Here is a 21,837-nt window from a genome sequence, read left to right on the forward strand (position 1 = left end):
TATGACTGTACTCATCGCTACACGTGAGCGAGTATGACTGTACTCATCGCTACACGTGAGCGAGTAGCTGTACTCCGAATCATCTGCAGTGGCGTGGGTAAACTATGCTGGTCAGCCGAGCCACCCTCATTATGAACGTGCTAAATCACTGATCCTCGGTGGGTTACCGGCCTCACTGCTGTCATTCGGCTTAAAAGGCGGCTTTGATGAAGGGGTGCAGTTTTACGATGCGCTGAATCTGTTTAAACGCTTAGTGAACATCGGCGATGCCAAGTCCTTAGCCTGCCATCCTGCCTCAACCACCCATCGTCAGCTTAATGCGCAAGAGCAAGCCAAGGCCGGGGTAACGCCTGAAATGATCCGTCTTTGTGTCGGCATTGAGCACATTGATGACATCATTGCCGACCTTGAACAGGCATTGAGCAGAGTGAAATAGCCCTGTACGGTCCACTTACGCGAATCAATTGTTGTACAAATAAATGTGGATATAAAAGATGTCACTTCCCCATGTAATACTCACAGTGCTCAGCAACGGCGACGCCACGGGTTATGATATTACCAAGCGTTTTCCACCACCATCAATAATGTGTGGAAAGCCAGCCATCAACAGGTCTATCGTGAACTGAATAAGCTCGCCGAACGAGGCGCTGTCACCTATCGCTTAGAGCCTCAAGTGGGTAAACCGGACAAAAAGGTGTATACCATTACCCCAGTAGGCACTGAGGTGTTAGAGGCGTGGTTTATTAAAGCACCCAAGCTGGCTCCGCCTCGCGACGAGTATGTCGCACGGCTACTCAGCTGTGAGGTATTGGATCCCGCGCCGATGCTCGAGCATGTCAATAACTTGATTGCCGAATCGCAACAGCTGCTTAACCATTATGCCCTGCTTGAGCTGCGTGAGTACGGCCAGGACGCACAATTAACTCAAAAGCAACGCCTGATGCGATTAGCATTACGCCGCAGTATTCACCAACGCCGTGCTTGGATGGCTTGGGCGCAGGAAGTGCGCGACGAGCTCACCATGCTGGCTACTAGCGCTTAATACACATAACACAAACACAACACGCAACCGAATGCGCCCCGCGAAATGGGGCGCATTTTTTTGCTAAACAATAAACCGTTCTGGCAGGTTGACTAAGGAGCGACGGCCATCGGGCGAACCCCTAAGGTATGGCAAAGCGCATAGGTCAATTCAGCGCGGTTGAGGGTATAAAAGTGAAAATCTTTCACCCCTTCACGACTGAGCACTCGCACCATATCGATGGCAATCGAGGCACCAACCATCTGGCGTGTCACCAGATCATCCTCCAGGCCTTGGTACTGCTTGTGCATCCACTGTGGGACACGCACATCGGTCATTTTGGCAAACCGAGACGCTTGCTTGAAGTTCGAGACGGGAAGAATGCCAGGAACAATTTCCACATCAATCCCCGCCGCTACGCAGCGGTCACGAAAGCGTAGATAACTTTCCACATCAAAGAAGAACTGGGTGATGGCTCGACTCGCACCGGCATCCACTTTACGTTTCAGATTAATCAAATCCGCTTGCGCGCTTTTCGCTTCAGGATGTACCTCAGGATAGGCGGCGACCGAAATATCAAAGTCATGTTCTTCTTTCAGCAGCCGCACTAAATCCGCCGCATACATATTCGGTTTTTTCTCCGGCGACGGTAAGTCCCCGCGCAAAGCAACAATGTCACGAATACCACTTTGCCAGTAGTCACGGGCAATATGCCGGAGTTCGTCTTCGCTGGCATCGATGCAAGTCAGATGTGGGGCCGCCGCAATCCCCGTTTGATCATGAATACTTTTCACTATGTCGTGAGTGCGATCACGCTCGCCAGAATTCGCGCCATAGGTCACCGACATAAACTTGGGTTTGAGCGCTTTTAGACGATGCACAGAGTGCCAAAGCGTTTCTTCCATACTGGGCGTACTCGGCGGAAAAAACTCAAACGAGACGTTAATGTCGCCGTCTAAGTCGGCAATATTCTGATTTAGTGCATCAATGTGGCCTGCGTGCGTGTAGCTCATACCCTCTCCCTGCAACCAATTTTATTCGCGGTAATATGCGTTTTTAATTTATACGTTTAGACGTCCATATGTCTAAAGGTTGTCGTTATCTGGGTGAAATGTCAACGATCTCAACCATGAAAAGAACTCATGGTGTTATGAAGGTAGACTCAATACGAAAAAAAGCTGCCTACGCAGCACGCAGACAGCTTGATAACAATAGACTATGAGCGGATTAGTGAAGGCGACGAATCAAACAGTTTAGATCGGATTGAATGGCGCCGGCGGTGACATCACGGCCGGCTCCCGGTCCGCGGATCACTAACGGATTTTCGCGGTACCATTGGCTTTCAATTGCAAAGACGTTATCACAAGGCAGTAGATGCGCAAGTGGATGCTCACTGGGTAAGGATTCTAAGCTAACATGAGCGTTGCCATTGGCGTCTAGACGCGCCACATAGCGCAATACGGATCGGTCTTTATGCGCTTTTTCCAATCGCTCTTGTAAACACGCATCCATCTGATATGCGTTATCAAAAAACGCATCTAAAGAGAGAGAGGCCAGCGACTTGGGCACCAAGGACTCAACCTTAACCTGCTCAGGCTCCAATGACATGCCGGCTTCCCGCGCCAAGATAACCAATTTACGCACCACGTCGGCCCCCGACAAATCATCACGCGGATCCGGTTCAGTTAGCCCTTGCTGCCAGGCCTGCTCGAGTAAAGCACTGAACGGTGCCTCGCCCGTGAATTGCAAAAATAGCCAAGACAAGGTGCCCGAGAAAATCCCCGACAGCGCGAGGATATGATCACCGCTTTCCCGTAAGTCTTGGACCGCATAATTAATGGGGAGCCCAGCCCCTACCGTGGCGTTATATAACCAATGACGACCGGTTTTGGCAAACGCATGTTGAACCCCATGATATTGTTCGGCCGGGGCCGCGCCCGCTTCTTTGTTGGCAGAAATTAAATGAAAACCATGCTCGGCGAGACGCGGATAAAGTGCCGCCAGTGAGGGACTGGCGGTGACGTCTAAAATCACAACATCATCATAAGGATGATTCAATAAGCGTGTTAACCACTCATCATCAAAGTATGGCGTGCCATTATCATCAAAGTCATCCCTTACTTGCATCGGAGCTATCCCAGCAAAGTCCAACCATTGATTGCGACTATCCACCACAGAAATCAGCGACACTTCCTTTCCATGACGCTTTTCCAGGTGTAACTTTTGCTCGGCAAATAGGCTGAGCCAACGCGTCCCAATGTTGCCTTTTCCGACCAACACCAGGCCAATACGACGCTGGGCTTGGAAAAGCGCGTCATGCAAGCTGGCCACAAGTGCAGGCGTGTGTACCTGGCGCAAAATCGCGACCATGCTCAGGCCAGACGCAGATTCACTGATAAATTCGACGGGCTGTGACTTTAGCTGTTGATGAAAACCATGACAATGCACCGGATTATTGACCACCCCCGCCCCGACGGCCGCAACCATGTTGAACCCTTCGCGTAGCTTTAATTCAGCGGACAGCCCTGCATCCTGGATTTGCGCCATGACGGAAGCCACGACCTCTGCCGTAAAGGCCAGTAAAATACGGTACTGATCGTCTTGATAATCGGTGGCCAGTGGCTGCACTTTCAACTGAGAAAGAATGCGGCTTAATTCTTGTTTAATCGCCTGAAAATCTTGCCCGCGCGCGACATCGAATTGCAACAGGCACACATCATCTAAGGATGTAATGATTTTTGCCCCTCGCCCCGTGGCTAGCACACGTTCAATATGGGTCGATCCACTGTCGGGAGCATGAGTACAGCGTAAGGTAAGATCCGTTGCACTTTGCGCCACTGGCTGTAAAGTACGGCTATGAAGCACAGGTGCCGCCAGGCGTGCCAATTCGCCCGCTTCATCGAGTCGGATTAAGGGCAACAAGCAGGCGTTATCCACATGGCGTGGATCCGCGCTGTATACGCCGGCAACATCACTCCAGATGGTGACGCGGCTGACACCGGCCAACGCACCGAGCACGGTGGCCGAATAGTCGGACCCGTTGCGCCCCAAAAGCACGGTCTCCCCGGCTTGGTTTTGCGCCATAAAGCCGGTGATGACCACATGAGATTGCGTGTGCTGAGAAAGCTGATGCTGTAAAAGTGGCCACGATGCGCCGCGGTCTACTTCGGGTTGGGCGGCACGTTCCGCGCGCAAACAGTGACGCGAGTCTAACATCACCGCTTGACGATGATGCTGGTTGAGCAATGCGGCTAACAGGCGCGCGGACCAAACCTCACCGAATCCCTGCACATAGGATCGCACGCTGTCACTCAGTTCTGTCTCCCCGAGCGACGCGATGGTGGCAATATCCGTATATAAGGCGTCAACAAGCTGCTGCTTATGATCACCGTTGATCAAGTTTTCAATCAAGTCCTGCTGAAACGCGCGGACCCCTTGTAATGTCTCGTGGGCCAACCGGCCGTCTTTGCCGAGTTGAGCGAGCCAATCAATCAGCTGATTGGTGGTTTTTCCTGCCGCCGAGACTACAATTAAGTCGTGTGGTTTCGCATGCGCCGTCAGCACATCGACCACACGACGGTAACAATCTGGCTCGCTAAGCTACTGCCACCAAATTTATGCAATTGGCGTTGTGATTCGGGGGATGTGTCCATCGGTTGCGCATGCATGACAAGGTCTCTCTTGGTCTCAATAAATATCAGTAAAGCGGTGCGGTGCCAAGCAACACCTAAAGCAATCGGTATTACTGGTCAGCTAAATGGGCGAAGGCATGAGCCAAATCGGCCACTAAGTCCTCGGCGTCTTCCAGTCCAATAGAAAAACGCAGCAACGTGGAGGTGATGCCAGCCTCGGCTTGCGCGACATCACTCATCGCACGGTGCGTCATTGATCCCGGATGCGTCACCAGGCTTTCCACGCCCCCCAATGACTCAGCAAGCGCAAATAAAGACAACCCCTCAATAAAGCGCACGATCCCAGCTTGATCGGTCTCAAGCTCGAGGCTGAGCATACTACCAAACCCAGACTGCTGACGGGCGGCGATTTCATGGCTGGGTGTGTCGACAAACCAGGATAATAGAGTTGCCGCACCGCAGGCACGGTTTGTAAATAGGCCAATACCGCTTGCGTATTTTGCTGGTGTTGTTTAACCCGAGCGCCCAGTGTGCGCAACCCTCGCAATGTCATATAACTGTCAAAGGCGTTGCCTGTTGCGCCTAAGCAGTTTCCCCACCAAGCGAGCGTTTCCGCTAATTCCGGCGTCTTCGCCACCACGGCGCCACCAACGATATCAGAATGACCATTAATAAACTTGGTGGTGGAATGCACGACGATGTCGGCCCCCAGTGAAAACGGCTGTTGTAGCGCTGGTGATAAAAAGGTGTTATCGACTACCACCAAAGCGCCCGCTTCATGGGCCTTTTGACAGATGTCAGCGATATCCACCACACGTAATAGTGGATTGGATGGCGTTTCCACCAGCACCAGTTTCGGCTGCTTAGCCAGTGCGTGAGTCAAGGCATCATTGTCCGATTGATCGACAAAATTGACCTGCCAGATTCCTTGCTTCGCGCGTGAGTCCAACAAGCGATAGGTGCCACCATAACAATCGTGCGGCGCGACGATATGATCGCCAGCATCAAGTAAAGAGAGCACCAAGTTAATAGCAGCCATCCCACAGTTGGTCACCACAGCGCCGGCACCGCCTTCCAGTTCCGTTAACGCTTGCTCTAACTGCGCACGGGTCGGGTTGCCTCCACGGGCATAATCATAGGTGGGTACGTCGCCAAAAGCAGGAAAGCGATAATTGGTTGATAAATATAAAGGCGGCACGACCGCATGATGTTGGGTATCAGTGCCAATTCCGGTTCGCACGGCAATGGTATCGGTTTTTTTACGTGTCATGGTTCATCCTTGCTATTCTGGCTCTGGCACGATTTACGTGATCCCGTCGTCATCATACTACCTTACCCCCGCACTTTTAGGACGTCAACACTTCTAGACGTCTAAACACCTTTGCATGTGGCGGTTAATATAGCTAAAATCTCCGTAGCATTATTCTGGGTATTCCATAATCAAGATAGGTGAGACATGGCGCAGTGGAACGGCGATTACATTAATCCGTATGCCGAACATGGTAAAAAGAAAGAACAGGTAAAGAAGATCACCGTCTCTATCCCACTCAAAGTATTAAAAATACTTACTGATGAGCGTACTCGCCGTCAGGTTCATAACCTGCGTCATGCGACCAACAGTGAGCTGTTGTGTGAGGCATTTTTGCATGCCTATACTGGGCAGCCTCTGCCAACCGATGACGATATCCGTAAGGATAAACCCGACAGCATTCCTGCCGAAGCACGTCGGATCATGGAAGAACTTGGGATCGAGTTCGATGATAGCGAATACTAAAAAAMCCGCCAATCGGCGGGTTTTTATTGGTTCAGCATCCTTACTGTCTATTACTTGTGCGTGAGAATACGCCACGCTATAACATATAGTTTTCAGGCATCTTGATACGGGCAACGCCAGTTTCAACAGCCGCCAGCGCCACCGCGCGTGCCACCTTAGACAATAAACGCGCGTCCATGGGCTTAGGGATGATGTAGTCAGGCCCAAAACTGAGTGATGATAAGCCCGCTGCGTCTAAAACCGATTGGGGCACAGGTTCTTTAGCAAGGCTGCGAATCGCTTCAACGGCCGCAAGCTTCATCGCATCATTAATTTCACTGGCACGCACATCTAACGCGCCCCGAAAAATAAACGGGAAGCACAAGACATTATTCACCTGGTTAGGATAATCCGAACGTCCCGTCCCTATAATCAGATCACTCCGGACTTGGTGCGCCACCTCTGGGTTAATCTCTGGATCTGGATTTGAGCAAGCAAACACGATAGGTTTATTCGCCATCAGTTTTAATGCCTCAGGCGAGAGCAAATCCGGACCTGACACCCCTACAAACAAGTCCGCGCCTTCAATCACGTCTTCGAGGGTGCGTTTGTCGGTGTTATTGGCAAACAGCTGCTTATACTTGTTAATGTCATCACGACGGGTGTGGATCACGCCTTTGCGATCCAGCATGTAAATCTTTTCGCGCTGTGCGCCACACTTGATCAATAGCTCCATACAGGCCACCGCAGCGGCGCCCGCCCCCAGACATACAATGGTGGCCTCTCCGATTTTTTTACCTTGCAACTCAAGCGCGTTCAGCATACCAGCGGCAGTTACGATCGCGGTACCATGTTGGTCATCATGGAAAACAGGCACTTCGCAGCGCTCAATCAGCTGCTTTTCAATTTCAAAACAATCTGGGGCTTTAATATCTTCGAGATTAATACCGCCAAAGGTATCCGCAATATTGGCAACGGTATCAACAAACTCATCGATGGTGCGATGTTTGACTTCGATGTCGATCGAGTCCAAGCCTGCAAAACGCTTGAACAATAACGCTTTACCTTCCATGACGGGCTTTGACGCCATCGGCCCTAAATTCCCTAATCCCAAAATAGCGGTCCCATTGGATATCACCGCGACCATATTGCCTTTACCGGTATAGCGATACACCGCATCCGTATCTTGGGCTATTTCACGCACAGGCTCAGCGACCCCTGGGCTGTAGGCAAGTGCAAGATCCGCCGCTGAATCAGCAGGCTTACTCAGTTCAACGGAGATTTTTCCGGGGGTAGGGTATGCATGATAATCCAGCGCTTGCTGGCGTTTATCGTCCGACATGTCGTTTTCCTAGTTATTATCGTGAAGGGATAACCAATACCGGTAAGGAAGGATGACCGGTATTAGCCAGACACTCTACAAACCACACAGGAAAGGTTTGTATAAGGGTAAAGATGGTAACGCAGAGGGTAAACGTCCACCAGCCTTAACCACTGATTCAACAGAAAGCTCGGACCGGTTGGGCGAGAACAGTGACACTAAGATCAAAAAAAGGACGCTTACGCGTCCTTTCTCTGTATTCGGTCTTTAGCGGCTTATTTTTTGCTGCTAAGGGCACCGAAACGTTTCTTAAAGCGGTCAACACGGCCACCAGCATCAAGGATACGCTGCTTACCGGTGTAGAATGGGTGACATTTGTCACACACGTCTAGGTTGATGTTTTTACCTAGCGTTGTGCTGAACGAAAATTCGTTACCGCACGAGCATTTTGCTGTGACGGCTTTGTACTCTGGATGGATACCAGCTTTCATAGGGATAACCTCATTTTAAAGGCCGTGTCGCTCTCCCGATCCTAAGCCGGGCACCACACGTCGTTAACAAATATTTTCTAAGGCGCGCAATTCTAATCAAGCCCCTCCGGTTTCGCAACTTTTTTGTGCAACCACCACGCCACGTCACCGTACAACAAGGCTTTGCCAACCCAAGGTGAACCGTTACACTGAGCTTCCTTCTAGTCAATAAGATGTTGTGATGGAACAGTTTGCTCAAGTGGCCCTACCGGTCCCGTTGGCGAAAACGTTTGATTACCGAATTGGTGACAATCAACGCCCCATCATTGGTGGGCGCGTGAAAGTTCCGTTTGGCCGCCAACACAAAGTTGGCATTGTCATGGGCTTATCCTCCACCGCTAGTGTCGACGCGAGCCAACTCAAGGCGATCGATGCCGTGCTGGATACCCAACCGGTTTGGACGCCTGGCGTCTACAATTTACTCCATTGGGCAAGCCGTTTTTATCATCACCCGTTAGGCGATGCGATGGGCGCCGTGATGCCAACCCAGCTTCGAAAAGGACGGCCGGCGACATTACAGCAGCAAAAATGGTGGCAAATTACCGAGTCAGGACAAAACCAACCTCTTTCGGGTCTGAGCCGTGCACCCAAACAAGCCCGGGTGTTGCAGTTACTCACTCACGGCCCTGCCACTCATGCCGACTTGATAGAACAAGACATCGGCGCACCGGTGACTAAAAACCGTAGCCGAAAAAGGCTGGATAGCCCCTTACACACCACCGCTAGATGCCCAAGTTTGGCAACCGCATTTTGCCGTGACCGAAGATAAACCCGCGCTCAATCATGAGCAGGCGATGGCGGTGGCGACTATTAATGCCAATGATGGCTTTGCTTGCGCCTTACTCGAGGGGATCACCGGGTCAGGGAAAACAGAAGTGTACCTGAACGTGCTCGAACCCGTGCTTGAACGCGGTGAGCAAGCCTTAATTTTAGTACCAGAAATCGGCCTCACCCCGCAAACCATTCGTCGATTTGAACGCCGCTTTCGTGTCCCCGTCACCGTGATGCATTCAGGCTTAAATGACAACGATCGACTAAAAGCCTGGCTGGCGGCGCGCGAGAACCAAGCCGCGATCATTATTGGTACGCGGTCTGCGCTGTTCACGCCAATGGCCAATTTGGGCATCATCATTATTGATGAAGAGCATGACCCCTCGTATAAACAGCAAGATAGCTTCCGTTACCATGCCCGGGACTTGGCCGTTATGCGCGGGCATGAAGAACAGGTGCCGGTAATACTCGGCTCTGCCACGCCCTCTTTAGAAAGCTTACATAACGCGAAAACCGGTAAATATCAGTACCTCAAGCTCACTCAGCGCCCCGGCAATGCGGTTACGGCGCGCCAAGGGATACTCGACATCAAAGGGCACTATCTCGAGGCCGGGTTATCCGCCCCACTCATTGCCGAAATGCGGCAGCACCTGCAACAAGGCAATCAGGTGATGCTGTTTTTAAACCGCCGTGGTTATGCGCCCGCCATGATGTGCCATGAATGCGGTTGGCTCGCTAATTGTCAACGTTGTGATGCTTACTACACTCTTCACCAGCAACATCAAGAATTGCGCTGCCATCATTGTGGCCATCAAAAACCCGTCCCGCACCAGTGCGGCGATTGCGGCTCCACCCAATTAATCAGTGTGGGCGTGGGCACCGAGCAGCTAGAAAACCAGTTGGGCGAGCTTTTCCCTGAGTATCAAACCGTGCGTATTGACCGCGATAATACTCGGCGCAAGGGGAGCTTAGAGACCTATCTTAACGGGATCGAAAAGGGCGAATATCAGATACTACTGGGCACGCAGATGCTCGCCAAAGGGCACCACTTCCCCAATGTCACACTGGTGGCTTTAGTTGATGTCGACGGTGCCTTGTTTAGTAATGATTTTCGCGCGCCCGAACGACTCGCTCAGCTGATGGTGCAAGTGGCCGGACGAGCAGGACGCGCCAGTAAACCAGGGACGGTGCTATTACAAACTCACCACCCTGAGCATAGCCTGATCCAATCGCTGGTGCATAAAGGCTATCAAGCCTTTGCCGAATCAGCCCTCACGGAACGCCGCCAAGCTTGGCTTCCGCCGTACACATTCCTGAGTTTATTCCGTGCCGAAGGTCACGAAGAAAACAGTGTGCAGCAATTTTTACAACAAGTGCGTCAAACCCTCGCGGCTTCACCCATTCAACAAGATCAAAGCCATATCATGGGTCCTATGCCCGCAGCGATGGCCAAACGCGCGGGCCGTTATCGCTGGCAATTATTAATCCAAGCACCAAGCCGAAAAGTCATGCAGCAATGGTTAACGGTTGCTCTTCCTGCGATCCATCAATTGCCGCTTTCACGTAGAGTACGTTGGTCATTAGATGTTGAGCCGCAAGACCTTTCTTAACATTCCCTTGCAGTAAAGCGACATAGATCACGCTTTCATTGCAATAAGTGTTAGCTTGTCCGTGTTTAAATTGGACAAGGCTAGGTAAAATAAAGCCGCAATTGGCTAAGAAAACAGGTCAGATGAGCTAATAACTGTTTGATCTCACAATACAGATAACAAGAGGACTGTCATTATGGCGACAATGAAGGACGTTGCCCACATTGCCGGTGTATCCACAGCAACGGTATCGCGCGCACTGATGAACCCAGAAAAGGTATCAGCCTCCACGCGTAAAAAAGTTGAGCATGCTGTGGTTGAAGCCGGTTATTCCCCCAATTCACTCGCACGGAACTTGCGCCGCAACGAATCAAAAACCATCGTCGCTATCGTACCGGATATTTGTGATCCTTACTTCAGTGAGATCATTCGCGGCATTGAAGAAGCCGCAATGGAACATGGCTACCTGGTTTTACTTGGTGACAGTGCCCAGCAACACCACCGCGAAAATTCATTCGTTAATTTGGTCTTTACCAAACAAGCGGATGGCATGTTGCTGCTTGGCTCTGATGTCCCTTTTGATGTCAGCAAGCCTGAGCAAAAAAACTTGCCCCCCCTGGTCATGGCCTGTGAATATGCGCCAGACTTGGAGTTACCAACTGTTCATATCGATAACCTCACCGCCGCCTTTGAGGCCGTTAATTACCTGACACAAGTCGGTCATACCCGAATCGCTAACATTACCGGTGTACCGGAGACGGCATTAACGCAGTTCCGCTCACAAGGCTATCAGCAAGCGTTACATCGGTCGGGGATCACCATCAACCCTGCTTATAGCGTCGTTGGTGACTTTAGTTTTGCGTCCGGTGCCCGCGCCATGACTCATTTGCTTTCACTGCCTGAGCCACCGACTGCGGTATTCTGTCATTGCGATGTGATGGCCGTCGGAGCGATGCAACAAGCGAAACGTTTGGGGATGCGAGTGCCGCAAGACATCTCGATGGTAGGCTTTGACGATATCCAGTTTGCTGAATATTGCGATCCCCCCCTCACGACCGTATCACAACCTCGCTACGACATTGGTCGCCAAGCGATGTTAATGTTACTGAACACCTTACAAGGACGAGAAGTGAATCCCGGATCGCGACTTTTGGACGCCAAGCTGGTGATCCGTGAGAGCGTCGCCCCACCGTCTCGGTAGTAAGACTAGTCAGCACAGGCTGAAGCCAGTAATATAAGCCTTTTACTGGCTTCTTAATTTGATTATTTGCTGTGGCAACTCGTGATTACGTCAAACGTGGCAAAGCGCCGCGTAAAAAAAATACCCGCCGCCAACCGACAAAGACGCGCGCTGGCTTCCCGTTTAAATGGGCCCTTCTCGCTGCAATCTTAGTTGGCGCGTTTGCTTATGGCCTGTATTGGTTGAGCAAAACCGATGCACCAGCACCGCCCTTCTCCCCCTGCAACTCGCGATCAGCCAGCCACACAAAGCCAGGGGGAAAGCCTCCCGAAAAAGCCGGAAGAAAAGTGGCGCTATATCGAAGAGCTGGAAGGCAAAGAAGTGGAAGTAAAAGCCAAAGCGCTGCCACAATCTACCCGTCCTTACCTCATGCAATGCGGTGCTTACCGTAGCCAAGGGCAGGCCAATGAACGTAAAGCCATCATTGCGTTTCAGGCTTAGAAAGCCAAATCAAAGTAAGCCCTGGCGAGAAAGGCACCTGGTATCGTGTTGTGCTCGGTCCGTACCCTCGCAAACGGCAAGCAGAGAAAGATCGCAATATGCTGCGCCGTGCCGGCGTCGAACCTTGTGCCATCTGGTATTGGGAATAGTCAGCGGGGAGACAGGATCAAGGGGTCAATTTATTAAACGAGGCGATTTGTTCGCCTCACCGCCAAGTGAAATTCCTCCCACCCCTTGAAAAGTCAGCGTCAAAACCCAACCATTTACACTAATCACCCATCTGGTGTACCAGACACAAACAAAGAGGTTCCCGTGACTACAATCGTCTCCGTCCGTCGCGAAGGTAAAGTGGTTATTGCTGGCGATGGTCAAGTATCGCTCGGCAATACCGTGATGAAAGGCAATGCTCGAAAAGTTCGTCGCTTATATAACGGCCAAGTATTAGCCGGTTTTGCTGGCGGTACCGCGGATGCCTTTACCTTATTTGAGCGCTTTGAGCGTAAGCTTGAGCTCCACCAAGGGCACCTAACCAAAGCCGCGGTTGAGCTTGCCAAAGAATGGCGAACCGATCGCGCACTGCGTCGCCTCGAAGCCTTACTGGCCGTCGCCGATGAAACCGCGTCCTTAATCATTACCGGTAATGGTGATGTGGTTGAGCCAGAGAACGACCTGATCGCCATTGGCTCAGGCGGAAACTATGCGCAAGCCGCTGCCATTGCCATGCTAGAAAACACCGAGTTAGACGCCCGCGAGATTGCAGAGAAAGCGCTAACCATCGCCGGTGATATATGTGTGTTTACAAACCAACAACACACGGTTGAAGAACTCGAGAGTAATAAACAGGATTAGTGATGTCTGAAATGACTCCACGCGAAATAGTGCACGAACTTGATCGCCATATTATCGGTCAAGACAATGCCAAACGTGCGGTGGCGATCGCACTGCGAAACCGCTGGCGCCGTATGCAACTGCCAGAAGACTTGCGTGCGGAAGTGACCCCGAAAAACATCTTGATGATCGGTCCTACCGGTGTGGGTAAAACCGAAATTGCGCGTCGTCTCGCACGGTTAGCCAATGCACCTTTTATCAAGGTAGAAGCGACCAAGTTCACCGAGGTGGGCTATGTGGGGAAAGAAGTCGAAACCATTATTCGCGATCTCGCGGATGTGGCAATGAACCTGACCCAGCAGCAGGCGATGGAAAAGGTCAAATTCCACGCGGAAGAGCAAGCAGAAGACCGGATTCTCGATATCTTATTGCCACCAGCGCGTGATGCATGGGGTCAAAACGAAGAGAGCCAAGAAGATTCGTCAACGCGCCAAAGCTTCCGTAAAAAATTACGCGAAGGGAAACTTGACGATAAAGAAGTAGAAGTCGATGTGGCTGCACCGCAAATGGGTGTGGAAATCATGTCACCTCCAGGCATGGAAGAAATGACCAACCAGCTGCAAGGGATGTTCCAAAACCTTGCCGGCAACAGCACCAAAAAGCGTAAGATGAAAATCAAAGACGCAATGAAGGCGCTGACCGAAGAAGAGGCCGCCAAGCTGGTCAACCAAGAAGAAATCAAAGAGCAAGCCATTCACATGGTAGAGAACAACGGCATTGTGTTCGTGGATGAGATTGATAAAATCTGTAAATCCGGCAACACCAGTGGTGGCGATGTGTCCCGTGAAGGGGTACAGCGTGATCTCTTACCGTTAGTTGAAGGCAGTACGGTCTCAACCAAGCATGGCATGATCAACACCGATCATATCCTGTTTATCGCTTCCGGTGCCTTCCAGGTATCACGTCCATCTGACCTGATCCCAGAGCTACAAGGCCGTCTGCCAATCCGCGTCGAACTGGAAGCGCTCTCAACCAATGACTTCAAGCGGATCCTCACCGAACCTAACGCCTCACTGACCCAACAATACTCGGCGCTACTCAAAACCGAGGAGATTGACTTGAGCTTTGAGCAAAGCGGTATTGATGAGCTCGCTTCCGCGGCGTGGCGGGTCAATGAGAAAACCGAAAACATCGGCGCGCGTCGTCTCCATACCTTGATGGAGCGATTGATGGAAGATGTCTCATACGAAGCCAGAGAACGTGCCGGTCAACAGGTCGTGGTTGACGCGGAATACGTCCGTAGCCACCTACGAAGAGCTGGTGGATGACGAAGACTTAAGCCGCTTTATTCTGTAACCACTGCGTTAATATCGAATTCAGGGCAGCAAACGCTGCCCTTTTTTGCATCAAAACTTGAGCTGGCGCAATAGGACGCCGGATTTCGACCGCAAGCTCGTTACTCCTTATGCCGCTTACGCGATAATAGCGATATCGTTTTTTCGTCTCGAGGATCGCTATGCTGCACCCTACTCTTGCTATTTGGCTTGATGCTGCGCGACCCAAAACCCTGCCTTTGGCCGTGACATCTATTCTATCGGGAAGTGCCGTCGCTGCCACGCAAGGAAGCCTCTCTTGGTCCATCAGTGTGATGGCGCTGATCACCGCCTTGTTCTTACAAATCCTCTCTAATCTTGCCAATGACTACGGGGATGCGATAAAAGGCACGGACAACATGACCCGATTAGGTCCGATGCGCGCGATTCAATCGGGTAAAGTGAGCCTCACCACCATGCGTCGGGCCCTGATATTCAATGTTGCTTTAACGGTCTTAAGTGGCGGCGGACTGATCGCAATCGCCTGCCAACAGCCCACCGATATTATTAGTTTTTTATTGCTCGGATTAATGGCAATCGTCGCCTCCATCACTTACACCGTCGGTAACAAACCTTATGGATATCGAGGGCTCGGTGATTTATCTGTTCTCATGTTTTTTGGTTGGCTAGGCGTCGCAGGCACCTACTATTTACAAGTTGGACAGATCGACTCACTGGTCATTTTGCCCGCTACGGCATGCGGATTACTGGCTGTCGGCGTACTAAACATCAATAACTTACGTGATATTGACAACGATCGAGCTTGTGGCAAACACACACTGGTGGTGCGCCTGGGGCCCGAACGAGGCCGGCAATATCATGTCATCCTGCTTGCCGGTGCGATTGTGTGTTACTCACTATTCGCGGCGTTAACCTTACAGGCCTGGTTAGGATGGCTATTTTTGGCGAGTGTTCCTCTATTAGTACGCCATGGACGTGAAGTGTATCAAACGGCCAATGCGACCGCGCTTCGTCCCATGATGGGAAGCATGGTGCGCTGCGCCTTGGTAACCAATGGGCTATTTATGACTGGAATGCTGTTAGTCTAATAAAGACACAGATTAGCCGCTTTGTCATTGCAAACCCTTATTGCCCCGTTATACTTGGACTTGCCATGTTGGCAGCGTAAGCTTGTCAGCCTTTTTCTGCCTCAACAAGAAGTTAGACTATGGAATACAATACCTCGGAACTATGCGACATGTACCTCGACCAAGTGGATGTCGTGGAGCCAATGTTTAGCTCTTATGGGGGCCGCAACTCGTTTGGTGGCCAAATTACCACAGTAAAATGCTTCGAAGATACAGGCTTAATTCGAGAGATGGCCGAGCAAGACGGCGAACAGCGGGTTATGTTGATCGATGGCGGTGGCTCGTTACGCCGAGCCTTGATTGATGGCGAGATTGCACAGCTCGCAGCAGATAACGACTGGGCTGGCATCATTGTTTATGGCTGTGTGCGTGACGTCGATACCATTGATGAAATTGATATTGGTATCCAAGCGCTAGCGTCTATTCCTGTGGGTGCTGATGAGCAAGGCACCGGAGAAACCGACGTTCCCGTCAACTTTGGTGGTGTCACCTTCTTGCCTGATGACCATGTCTATGCCGATACCACAGGCGTTATTTTATCGCCGGATCCGCTTAGCATCACCGAGGTCGACGAAGAAGACGATGACCTCGACGAGGATTAATGACGCACGCTGACCAATGAAAAACAGAGCCCATCGGCTCTGTTTTTGGTTTATTCAACGCTCTCAATCTTACCCAGCAAGCTGCGAATGCGATTCTGCCAGGCTTCTTGCTCTTCTTTTAGCTTGGCGTTTTCTTGTGCCAATTGCTCACGGCTTTCTTTTTCCGCCACGGCGTCTTGCTCCAGCGACCCGTTCTTCTCTTTGAGCTCTTCGAGTTCCATTTGTAGCAGCGAAATGGTATCCACCGCCATTTGTACTTTAGCTTCGAGTTGTTCTAATACTTCCAATGACATCAAGGCCACCTTATTTCTGACGATTGATCCCGTTACTGCCCATCAGGCAGCAACCCGTGCAACAGGTGTGCACCCCGACTTTATTGTACTCAGGTGATATCAGACTGCCACTATTCTCACTACCTGTTCATGGACAAGTGCGCAAAAATGCAGCGACTTCGCCAACTATCACACGGCGATGAAAAAAATCACCCTCGCGACCGTCACGCAAACGTTTTCTATTTCTGATAAACTGCGCGAAAATTAGGCTGACGCCTGTCTTAATATGGCTGACATTCTGGAGTACTCATGAAACGTGATCTCGCATTGGCTTTTTCTCGCGTGACCGAAGGTGCCGCTCTCGCTGGTTATAAGTGGCTGGGAAGAGGGGATAAAAACGCAGCAGATAATGCTGCGGTTGAGGTAATGCGCACCTTGCTTAACCTCACCGAAATTGACGGTGAAGTTGTCATTGGTGAAGGGGAAATCGATGACGCCCCCATGCTATATATTGGTGAGCAGGTCGGGCTTGGCGGAGAAGCGGTCGATATTGCCGTTGATCCCATTGAAGGCACACGCATGACAGCGATGGGTCAAGCCAACGCCTTGGCAGTACTGGCCGCTGGAGAAAAAGGCAGCTTTTTAAAAGCGCCGGACATGTACATGGAAAAGTTAGTGGTGGGCCCCAGTGCCAAAGGCGCGATTGACCTCAATAAACCCCTGCTTGAGAACCTCGATAATGTCGCCATTGCACTGGGCAAAACACTCGACACCTTAGTCGTCGCAACGTTAGCTAAACCCCGCCATGATGACATCATTGCTCATATGCAAGCACAAGGGATCCGGGTTTTTGCATTTCCTGACGGCGATGTCGCTGCCTCGATTTTGACCTGTATGCCAGAAAGTGAGGTGGACGTGATGGTTGGGATCGGCGGCGCACCAGAGGGTGTGATCTCCGCGGCCGTGATCCGTGCATTGGGCGGGGATATGCAAGGCCGTTTGCTGCCTCGTCATGATGTGAAAGGTGACACCCCAGATAACCGCCTGCATGGCGAACAAGAAATCGCACGTTGCGAACAAATGGGCATTCAACCCCGACAAGTGCTCACGCTATCGCAAATGGCCAGTAGCGATCATGTTGTTTTTGCCGCCACCGGCATCACCAAGGGCGATCTGCTTGATGGGATCAGCCGGCAAGGTGATCTAGCAACCACAGAAACCTTGGTGGTTCGTGGCCAATGTCGGACTATTCGCCGCATTTGTTCCACCCACTATTTAAGCCGTAAAGATGAGGCGATCAAACCGCACATTTTATAGCTTTCACCGTCATGAATGCGGCCGCTGACTGGTCAAGTCTATCGATTTCGATTACCCTTTTATAAATACTTTACTTTATTTATTTGTGAGTATGCGTTTGCACACTTGCCATTGGGGTAATCGAGGTCCGGACCATGAAATCCACTGACCGCATTTTAGACACCATTAAGCGCGAAGGCAGTGTCAGTGCAAAAGTCTTAGCGGACAAGCTGAATATGACGACTATGGGCGTGCGTCAGCATTTACAAAGCTAGAGCGTGATGGCTTAGTGGATTTTGAAGATATCCGCGCCAAGGTCGGCCGTCCTACACGCCATTGGTCTCTAACGGCGACTGGACACCGTCGATTTGCGGATAGCCATCATGATTTATCCGTCACCTTGATCGATTCGGTGCAAGGAGTTTTTGGTGACCAAGGGGTGGCGAAAGTGATCGCCCAGCGTGAAACAGCGATCTTCGCCCAATATCAAGATGCGCTCAAAGATTGCGATAATTTAGAGGCTAAATTGCAAACCTTGGCGTATCTTAGAGAGAGCGAGGGGTATATGGCCGAGCTTCACCGAGACGGCGCCGACTATATGTTGATTGAACATCACTGCCCTATCTGTCAAGCAGCGAAAACCTGCCCTGCGCTATGTCGCTCAGAAATTCAGTTATTCCGACACTTACTGGGCGACCATTATCGGGTTGAACGTGAAGAACACATTGTTTCAGGACAGCGTCGCTGTACATACCGCATTGGAGATAAAACGTGAGGAGGTAATATGGCCACTTGGATCAAGGCTGACGTCGTGGAGAACCAACATTGGACAAAGGATCTCTTCAGCCTGGTGTTATCCGCCCCTGTCTCGCCGTTTACGGCAGGCCAGTTCACAAAGCTAGGGATGGAGATCGATGGCAAACTGATCCAGCGCGCCTATTCGTTTGTGAACCCTCCACAAAGTAAATACTTAGAAGTGTATGCGACACGTGTCGCTGATGGCCTGATGTCACCCCGCCTTCACGCGCTCGAACCAGGTGATAACGTGATGATCACCCAAGATCCAGCCGGCTATTTTACCTTGGATGAAGTACCACCAGGTCAGCACCTCTGGATGATTGCCACGGGGACAGCCATCGGCCCTTACATATCACTGATGGAGCAAGGCGATGTCTGGTCGCGTTTTCGTAAAATCATCTTGGTCCATGCCGTCCGTTTTGCCGCGGATTTGACGTATCAAGCCCGTATCAACGCACTGGCAGAAAAATACCCCGATCAACTGGTGGTTCAGCCCTTCGTCAGTCGTGAACCTACCGCTGGTGCCTTGTCAGGCCGTATCACACACGCACTCGACGACGGATTACTCGAGCGCGTGGTTGGCCTTCCCCTGACCCCCGAGCATAGCCAGGTGATGTTATGTGGTAACCCTGCGATGGTCAAAGAAGTGAAAACACTGCTCGAAGGAAAAGGCTCAGTAAAAATTTACGCCGCAAGCCCGGGAATGTGACTACGGAGCATTATTGGTAAAACGCTCCCCTGCTTTGCTGGTACGCATACGGTAAAGCGGGGCATTTTTATCCGCGATAATAAACCCATAAAAACGACATAGATTCAGTTAATTACTCCACACACCGCCTACTTCTCTATTCATACCGCCAACGTAGCCAGACAGCGCAAGTTTGATCCCTGATAAACCCCGACTCATAGTTATATTAACGCTTTGGTAACACGGCCACGCGGCCGGCGACGCGTAAGGAGTATGCGATGAAGACCCTTCCTTCTTTTGACGAGCTGGCCGCTTTGGCCCAGACCGATCCCCACGCGTTAGAAACACTGCGGCTAAAAATGAGCGAAGAGGTGATCGCTAATGCGTCCCACGCTACCCAGCCCCAGCTTCATGCCATGTTGAGCCATATCAATCGCATGATTGATCATGGTAAAAATCCGTTACACGTCAATATGATGCTTTTCCAAGCACTGACTCGTCAGTATTCGCGCTTTTCGACTGCGTTTACCAACCCAGACGCCTTGCGCAGCCACCAAGCGGACATCATGGAATTTAAAGTGGGACAAGCCGCCAACGCACCCACACTCCCCCACTCAATCGAGATAAACGGGGTTTAATCACTCATAAGGCATGATTGGGGCCGACCCACTTGCGATAACTGGTAGTATCCATGTCACGGACTTCCACCGTTAGGCTAGTGACATGGCCAGCATGGTCACGCAGCGGCCTGGCTAACGCGTCACTGATTTGCTGTTTTTGTTGATCACTGCGTCCCGCCAGTAAGCGAAACTCAACATGCACAAACTCGCTACGATCGGCTTGCGCGCCGACACGCCAAACACCGCAAGGGACAGCACGTGATTTTAGCGCGTCAGGATCAAAACAGTCCGTAGCCATCGCCGCTTGGTGCAGATCATCCACCAGCTGATCAATATTGACGCGCTCCGCAAGCGCTTCGGTATATTCCATCACCAAATGGGGCATAAAACTCCCTCTTTTAAAAATGCCAACCCGCATAGTGCCGAAACTCATCGCATGACACGAGCGCGGCGGTCACACTTTCGTCGATATCGGGATGCCAATATGATGAAAATTTACTACTTAAGGTTCCCTTTTACGTCTAAAACGGGTAAAAACGGAAACATTCTCGTCATTCTATGATTTTAAACAGAGAAGGCCACGCGACAATAGACTACCTTCTTTACATCTTTTAACTTCAAATCAACTCAACCGCGGAGGAACTCCTATGCGCCATCCATTGGTAATGGGTAACTGGAAACTCAATGGCAGCAAAGCCATGGTCACTGAACTGCTTAACGGCCTTAATGCTGAACTAAAAGACGTTGAAGGCGTTGACGTGGCGGTTGCACCCCCTGTGATGTATTTGGCACAAGCAGAGCAACAGCTGGCTGATAGCGCGATAAAACTTGGCGCGCAAAACGTAGACACTAACAACAGCGGCGCATTCACCGGCGATATCTCGGCAGAGATGCTGAAAGACGTCGGAGCGACGCATATCATCATTGGTCACTCTGAGCGCCGTGAGTATCACCAAGAGTCTGACGAGTTTGTGGCGAAGAAATTTGCTTTCTTGAAAGAAAATGGCCTAACGCCTGTTCTGTGTATCGGTGAATCAGACGCGCAAAACGAAGCGGGTGAAACCCTAGCGGTATGTTCACGCCAACTGGACGCTGTGATCCAATCACAAGGGGTTGAAGCCTTGAACGATGCAGTGATCGCGTATGAGCCAATCTGGGCGATCGGCACCGGCAAAGCGGCAACTGCTCAGCAGGCGCAAGATATTCACGCTGCCATCCGTAAGCACATTGCGTCTTATAGCGAAGATGTTGCCAGCAAGGTGGTTATCCAATACGGCGGCTCAGTAAAAGCTGGTAACGCGGCTGAACTGTTCGCAATGCCAGATATCGACGGCGCCCTCGTTGGCGGCGCTGCCCTCGACGCAGCGGGCTTTGCGGCGATCGCGAAAGCAGCGGCTGAGGCGAAAAAAGCGTAAGTCACTCGCTCGCTAAACGCATAGAAAAACGCCCCCAGGTCTAATGGGGGCGTTTTTTATTGTGCGCCATTAAAGCCAAGTTGCCGCCAGGCTTCATAACCAATGATCGCCACGGCGTTGGAGAGGTTGAGACTACGTGCCTCAGGCTGCATCGGGATACGCAAACGCTGCGTATCCGGTAATGCCTGAATAAGATCGTGCGGTAGTCCACGTGTTTCAGGGCCAAACAACAGCACGTCACCAGGTGCAAATGCTGCCTGGGTATGATATTGCGTCGCTTTGGTGGTACACGCAAAGATCCGACGTCCCGCCATGGCATCGATAAAGGCGGCATAACTGGCATGCCGGGTGACTCGCGTCAGATCATGATAATCCAACCCCGCACGGCGGACCTTTTTCTCTTCCAAATCGAAGCCTAATGGTTCAATTAAGTGCAAGTTGGCACCACAATTAGCACATAATCGAATAATATTGCCCGTGTTGGGCGCAATTTCTGGCTCATAAAGCGCAATGTCAAACATGGTCAGTTACCACAGTGAGAAATAGGACGTTATTGTCG

The 21,837-nt window shown here is 51.2% G+C and carries 13 protein-coding genes and 10 pseudogenes; 15 read left to right on the plus strand and 8 right to left on the minus strand.

The features are described from left to right. Nucleotides 1-88: 88 nt before the first annotated feature. Both DZ54_RS0105310 and DZ54_RS19325 read left to right on the plus strand, forming a co-directional pair. Nucleotides 89-436 (plus strand): annotated as a pseudogene (locus tag DZ54_RS0105310) (PLP-dependent transferase); the annotation flags it as partial. A gap of 58 nt (nt 437-494) precedes the next feature. Next, nucleotides 495-1,042: pseudogene (locus DZ54_RS19325) on the plus strand (PadR family transcriptional regulator). A 92-nt stretch (nt 1,043-1,134) separates the two neighbouring features. Here the strand turns inward: DZ54_RS19325 and metF are convergent. From metF to metB, 3 genes and pseudogenes are all read right to left on the minus strand, one after another. Beyond that, nucleotides 1,135-2,034, minus strand: a complete 900-nt coding sequence (metF, locus tag DZ54_RS0105320; protein WP_025673334.1) for a methylenetetrahydrofolate reductase — start codon at nt 2,032-2,034, stop codon at nt 1,135-1,137. A 214-nt stretch (nt 2,035-2,248) separates the two neighbouring features. Beyond that, nucleotides 2,249-4,689: pseudogene (locus tag DZ54_RS19330) on the minus strand (bifunctional aspartate kinase/homoserine dehydrogenase II). Between the two features lie 74 nt (nt 4,690-4,763). Continuing rightward, a pseudogene (metB, locus tag DZ54_RS19335) lies at nt 4,764-5,923 on the minus strand (cystathionine gamma-synthase). A gap of 186 nt (nt 5,924-6,109) precedes the next feature. Between metB and metJ the strand changes: the two are divergent. Then, nucleotides 6,110-6,427, plus strand: coding sequence for a met regulon transcriptional regulator MetJ (gene metJ / locus DZ54_RS0105335; protein WP_025673335.1), 318 nt, complete (start codon nt 6,110-6,112; stop codon nt 6,425-6,427). Between the two features lie 76 nt (nt 6,428-6,503). On the opposite strand, the gene DZ54_RS0105340 is transcribed toward metJ, so the two are convergent. Beyond that, nucleotides 6,504-7,748, minus strand: a complete 1,245-nt coding sequence (locus DZ54_RS0105340) for a malic enzyme-like NAD(P)-binding protein (RefSeq protein ID WP_025673336.1) — start codon at nt 7,746-7,748, stop codon at nt 6,504-6,506. Between the two features lie 254 nt (nt 7,749-8,002). After that, a complete protein-coding gene (rpmE, locus tag DZ54_RS0105350) occupies nt 8,003-8,218 on the minus strand; it encodes a 50S ribosomal protein L31 (protein WP_025673338.1) in 216 nt (71 codons plus the stop codon). 217 nt (nt 8,219-8,435) lie between these two features. Between rpmE and priA the strand changes: the two are divergent. The 7 genes and pseudogenes from priA (at nt 8,436) to rraA (ending at nt 16,189) form a co-directional block, all read left to right on the plus strand. Beyond that, nucleotides 8,436-10,638 (plus strand): annotated as a pseudogene (gene priA / locus DZ54_RS19340) (primosomal protein N'). Between the two features lie 169 nt (nt 10,639-10,807). After that, nucleotides 10,808-11,818, plus strand: a pseudogene (cytR, locus tag DZ54_RS0105360) (DNA-binding transcriptional regulator CytR); the annotation flags it as partial. 71 nt (nt 11,819-11,889) lie between these two features. Next, a pseudogene (locus tag DZ54_RS27365) lies at nt 11,890-12,447 on the plus strand (SPOR domain-containing protein). A gap of 163 nt (nt 12,448-12,610) precedes the next feature. After that, a complete protein-coding gene (gene hslV, locus DZ54_RS0105370; protein ID WP_025673340.1) occupies nt 12,611-13,147 on the plus strand; it encodes an ATP-dependent protease subunit HslV in 537 nt (178 codons plus the stop codon). Between the two features lie 2 nt (nt 13,148-13,149). Beyond that, nucleotides 13,150-14,482 (plus strand): annotated as a pseudogene (gene hslU / locus DZ54_RS19350) (HslU--HslV peptidase ATPase subunit). Nucleotides 14,483-14,642: 160 nt separating this feature from the next. Beyond that, on the plus strand, nt 14,643-15,548 hold the full coding sequence (locus DZ54_RS0105380) for a 1,4-dihydroxy-2-naphthoate polyprenyltransferase (RefSeq protein WP_025673341.1): 906 nt from the start codon (nt 14,643-14,645) through the stop codon (nt 15,546-15,548). A 119-nt stretch (nt 15,549-15,667) separates the two neighbouring features. Then, complete coding sequence (gene rraA / locus DZ54_RS0105385; protein ID WP_025673342.1) at nt 15,668-16,189, plus strand: ribonuclease E activity regulator RraA; 522 nt, start codon at nt 15,668-15,670, stop codon at nt 16,187-16,189. 50 nt (nt 16,190-16,239) lie between these two features. Here the strand turns inward: rraA and zapB are convergent, their stop codons facing one another. After that, on the minus strand, nt 16,240-16,482 hold the full coding sequence (gene zapB / locus DZ54_RS0105390) for a cell division protein ZapB (protein ID WP_025673343.1): 243 nt from the start codon (nt 16,480-16,482) through the stop codon (nt 16,240-16,242). Between the two features lie 288 nt (nt 16,483-16,770). Between zapB and glpX the strand changes: the two genes are divergently transcribed. The 4 genes and pseudogenes from glpX to DZ54_RS19365 all read left to right on the plus strand — a co-directional run bounded on the left by glpX (nt 16,771) and on the right by DZ54_RS19365 (nt 19,881). After that, a complete protein-coding gene (gene glpX, locus DZ54_RS0105395; RefSeq protein WP_025673344.1) occupies nt 16,771-17,778 on the plus strand; it encodes a class II fructose-bisphosphatase in 1,008 nt (335 codons plus the stop codon). A gap of 134 nt (nt 17,779-17,912) precedes the next feature. Next, nucleotides 17,913-18,532 (plus strand): annotated as a pseudogene (locus tag DZ54_RS19355) (helix-turn-helix transcriptional regulator). A 9-nt stretch (nt 18,533-18,541) separates the two neighbouring features. Then, nucleotides 18,542-19,284, plus strand: a pseudogene (locus tag DZ54_RS19360) (ferredoxin--NADP reductase). Between the two features lie 237 nt (nt 19,285-19,521). Further along, entirely contained in the window at nt 19,522-19,881 is a 360-nt protein-coding gene (locus DZ54_RS19365) for a DUF3135 domain-containing protein (protein WP_025673345.1), read from the plus strand. 4 nt (nt 19,882-19,885) lie between these two features. On the opposite strand, the gene DZ54_RS0105415 is transcribed toward DZ54_RS19365, so the two are convergent. Next, nucleotides 19,886-20,248, minus strand: a complete 363-nt coding sequence (locus DZ54_RS0105415; RefSeq protein WP_025673346.1) for a 5-carboxymethyl-2-hydroxymuconate Delta-isomerase — start codon at nt 20,246-20,248, stop codon at nt 19,886-19,888. 262 nt (nt 20,249-20,510) lie between these two features. On the opposite strand from DZ54_RS0105415, the gene tpiA reads away from it, so the two are divergent. Further along, complete coding sequence (gene tpiA, locus DZ54_RS0105420; protein WP_025673347.1) at nt 20,511-21,278, plus strand: triose-phosphate isomerase; 768 nt, start codon at nt 20,511-20,513, stop codon at nt 21,276-21,278. Between the two features lie 56 nt (nt 21,279-21,334). Here the strand turns inward: tpiA and trmL are convergent, their stop codons facing one another. Further along, nucleotides 21,335-21,799 carry a tRNA (uridine(34)/cytosine(34)/5-carboxymethylaminomethyluridine(34)-2'-O)-methyltransferase TrmL gene (gene trmL, locus DZ54_RS0105425; protein WP_025673348.1) on the minus strand — a complete coding sequence of 155 codons (465 nt, stop codon included), beginning with the start codon at nt 21,797-21,799 and terminating at the stop codon, nt 21,335-21,337. Nucleotides 21,800-21,837: the final 38 nt, after the last annotated feature.

It is taken from the genome of Salinivibrio socompensis S35, assembly GCF_000513715.1.
In the GTDB taxonomy this organism is placed as follows: Bacteria; Pseudomonadota; Gammaproteobacteria; order Enterobacterales; family Vibrionaceae; genus Salinivibrio; species Salinivibrio socompensis.

What these genes read in the sequence shown, in the direction of transcription:
- trmL (WP_025673348.1), bottom strand. Translation starts at nt 21,799, where the DNA reads ATGTTTGACATTGCGCTTTATGAGCCAGAAATTGCGCCCAACACGGGC.
- zapB (WP_025673343.1), bottom strand. Translation starts at nt 16,482, where the DNA reads ATGTCATTGGAAGTATTAGAACAACTCGAAGCTAAAGTACAAATGGCG.
- metF (WP_025673334.1), bottom strand. Translation starts at nt 2,034, where the DNA reads ATGAGCTACACGCACGCAGGCCACATTGATGCACTAAATCAGAATATT.
- tpiA (WP_025673347.1), top strand. Translation starts at nt 20,511, where the DNA reads ATGCGCCATCCATTGGTAATGGGTAACTGGAAACTCAATGGCAGCAAA.
- rraA (WP_025673342.1), top strand. Translation starts at nt 15,668, where the DNA reads ATGGAATACAATACCTCGGAACTATGCGACATGTACCTCGACCAAGTG.
- metJ (WP_025673335.1), top strand. Translation starts at nt 6,110, where the DNA reads ATGGCGCAGTGGAACGGCGATTACATTAATCCGTATGCCGAACATGGT.
- DZ54_RS19365 (WP_025673345.1), top strand. Translation starts at nt 19,522, where the DNA reads ATGAAGACCCTTCCTTCTTTTGACGAGCTGGCCGCTTTGGCCCAGACC.
- DZ54_RS0105340 (WP_025673336.1), bottom strand. Translation starts at nt 7,748, where the DNA reads ATGTCGGACGATAAACGCCAGCAAGCGCTGGATTATCATGCATACCCT.
- rpmE (WP_025673338.1), bottom strand. Translation starts at nt 8,218, where the DNA reads ATGAAAGCTGGTATCCATCCAGAGTACAAAGCCGTCACAGCAAAATGC.
- DZ54_RS0105415 (WP_025673346.1), bottom strand. Translation starts at nt 20,248, where the DNA reads ATGCCCCATTTGGTGATGGAATATACCGAAGCGCTTGCGGAGCGCGTC.
- glpX (WP_025673344.1), top strand. Translation starts at nt 16,771, where the DNA reads ATGAAACGTGATCTCGCATTGGCTTTTTCTCGCGTGACCGAAGGTGCC.
- DZ54_RS0105380 (WP_025673341.1), top strand. Translation starts at nt 14,643, where the DNA reads ATGCTGCACCCTACTCTTGCTATTTGGCTTGATGCTGCGCGACCCAAA.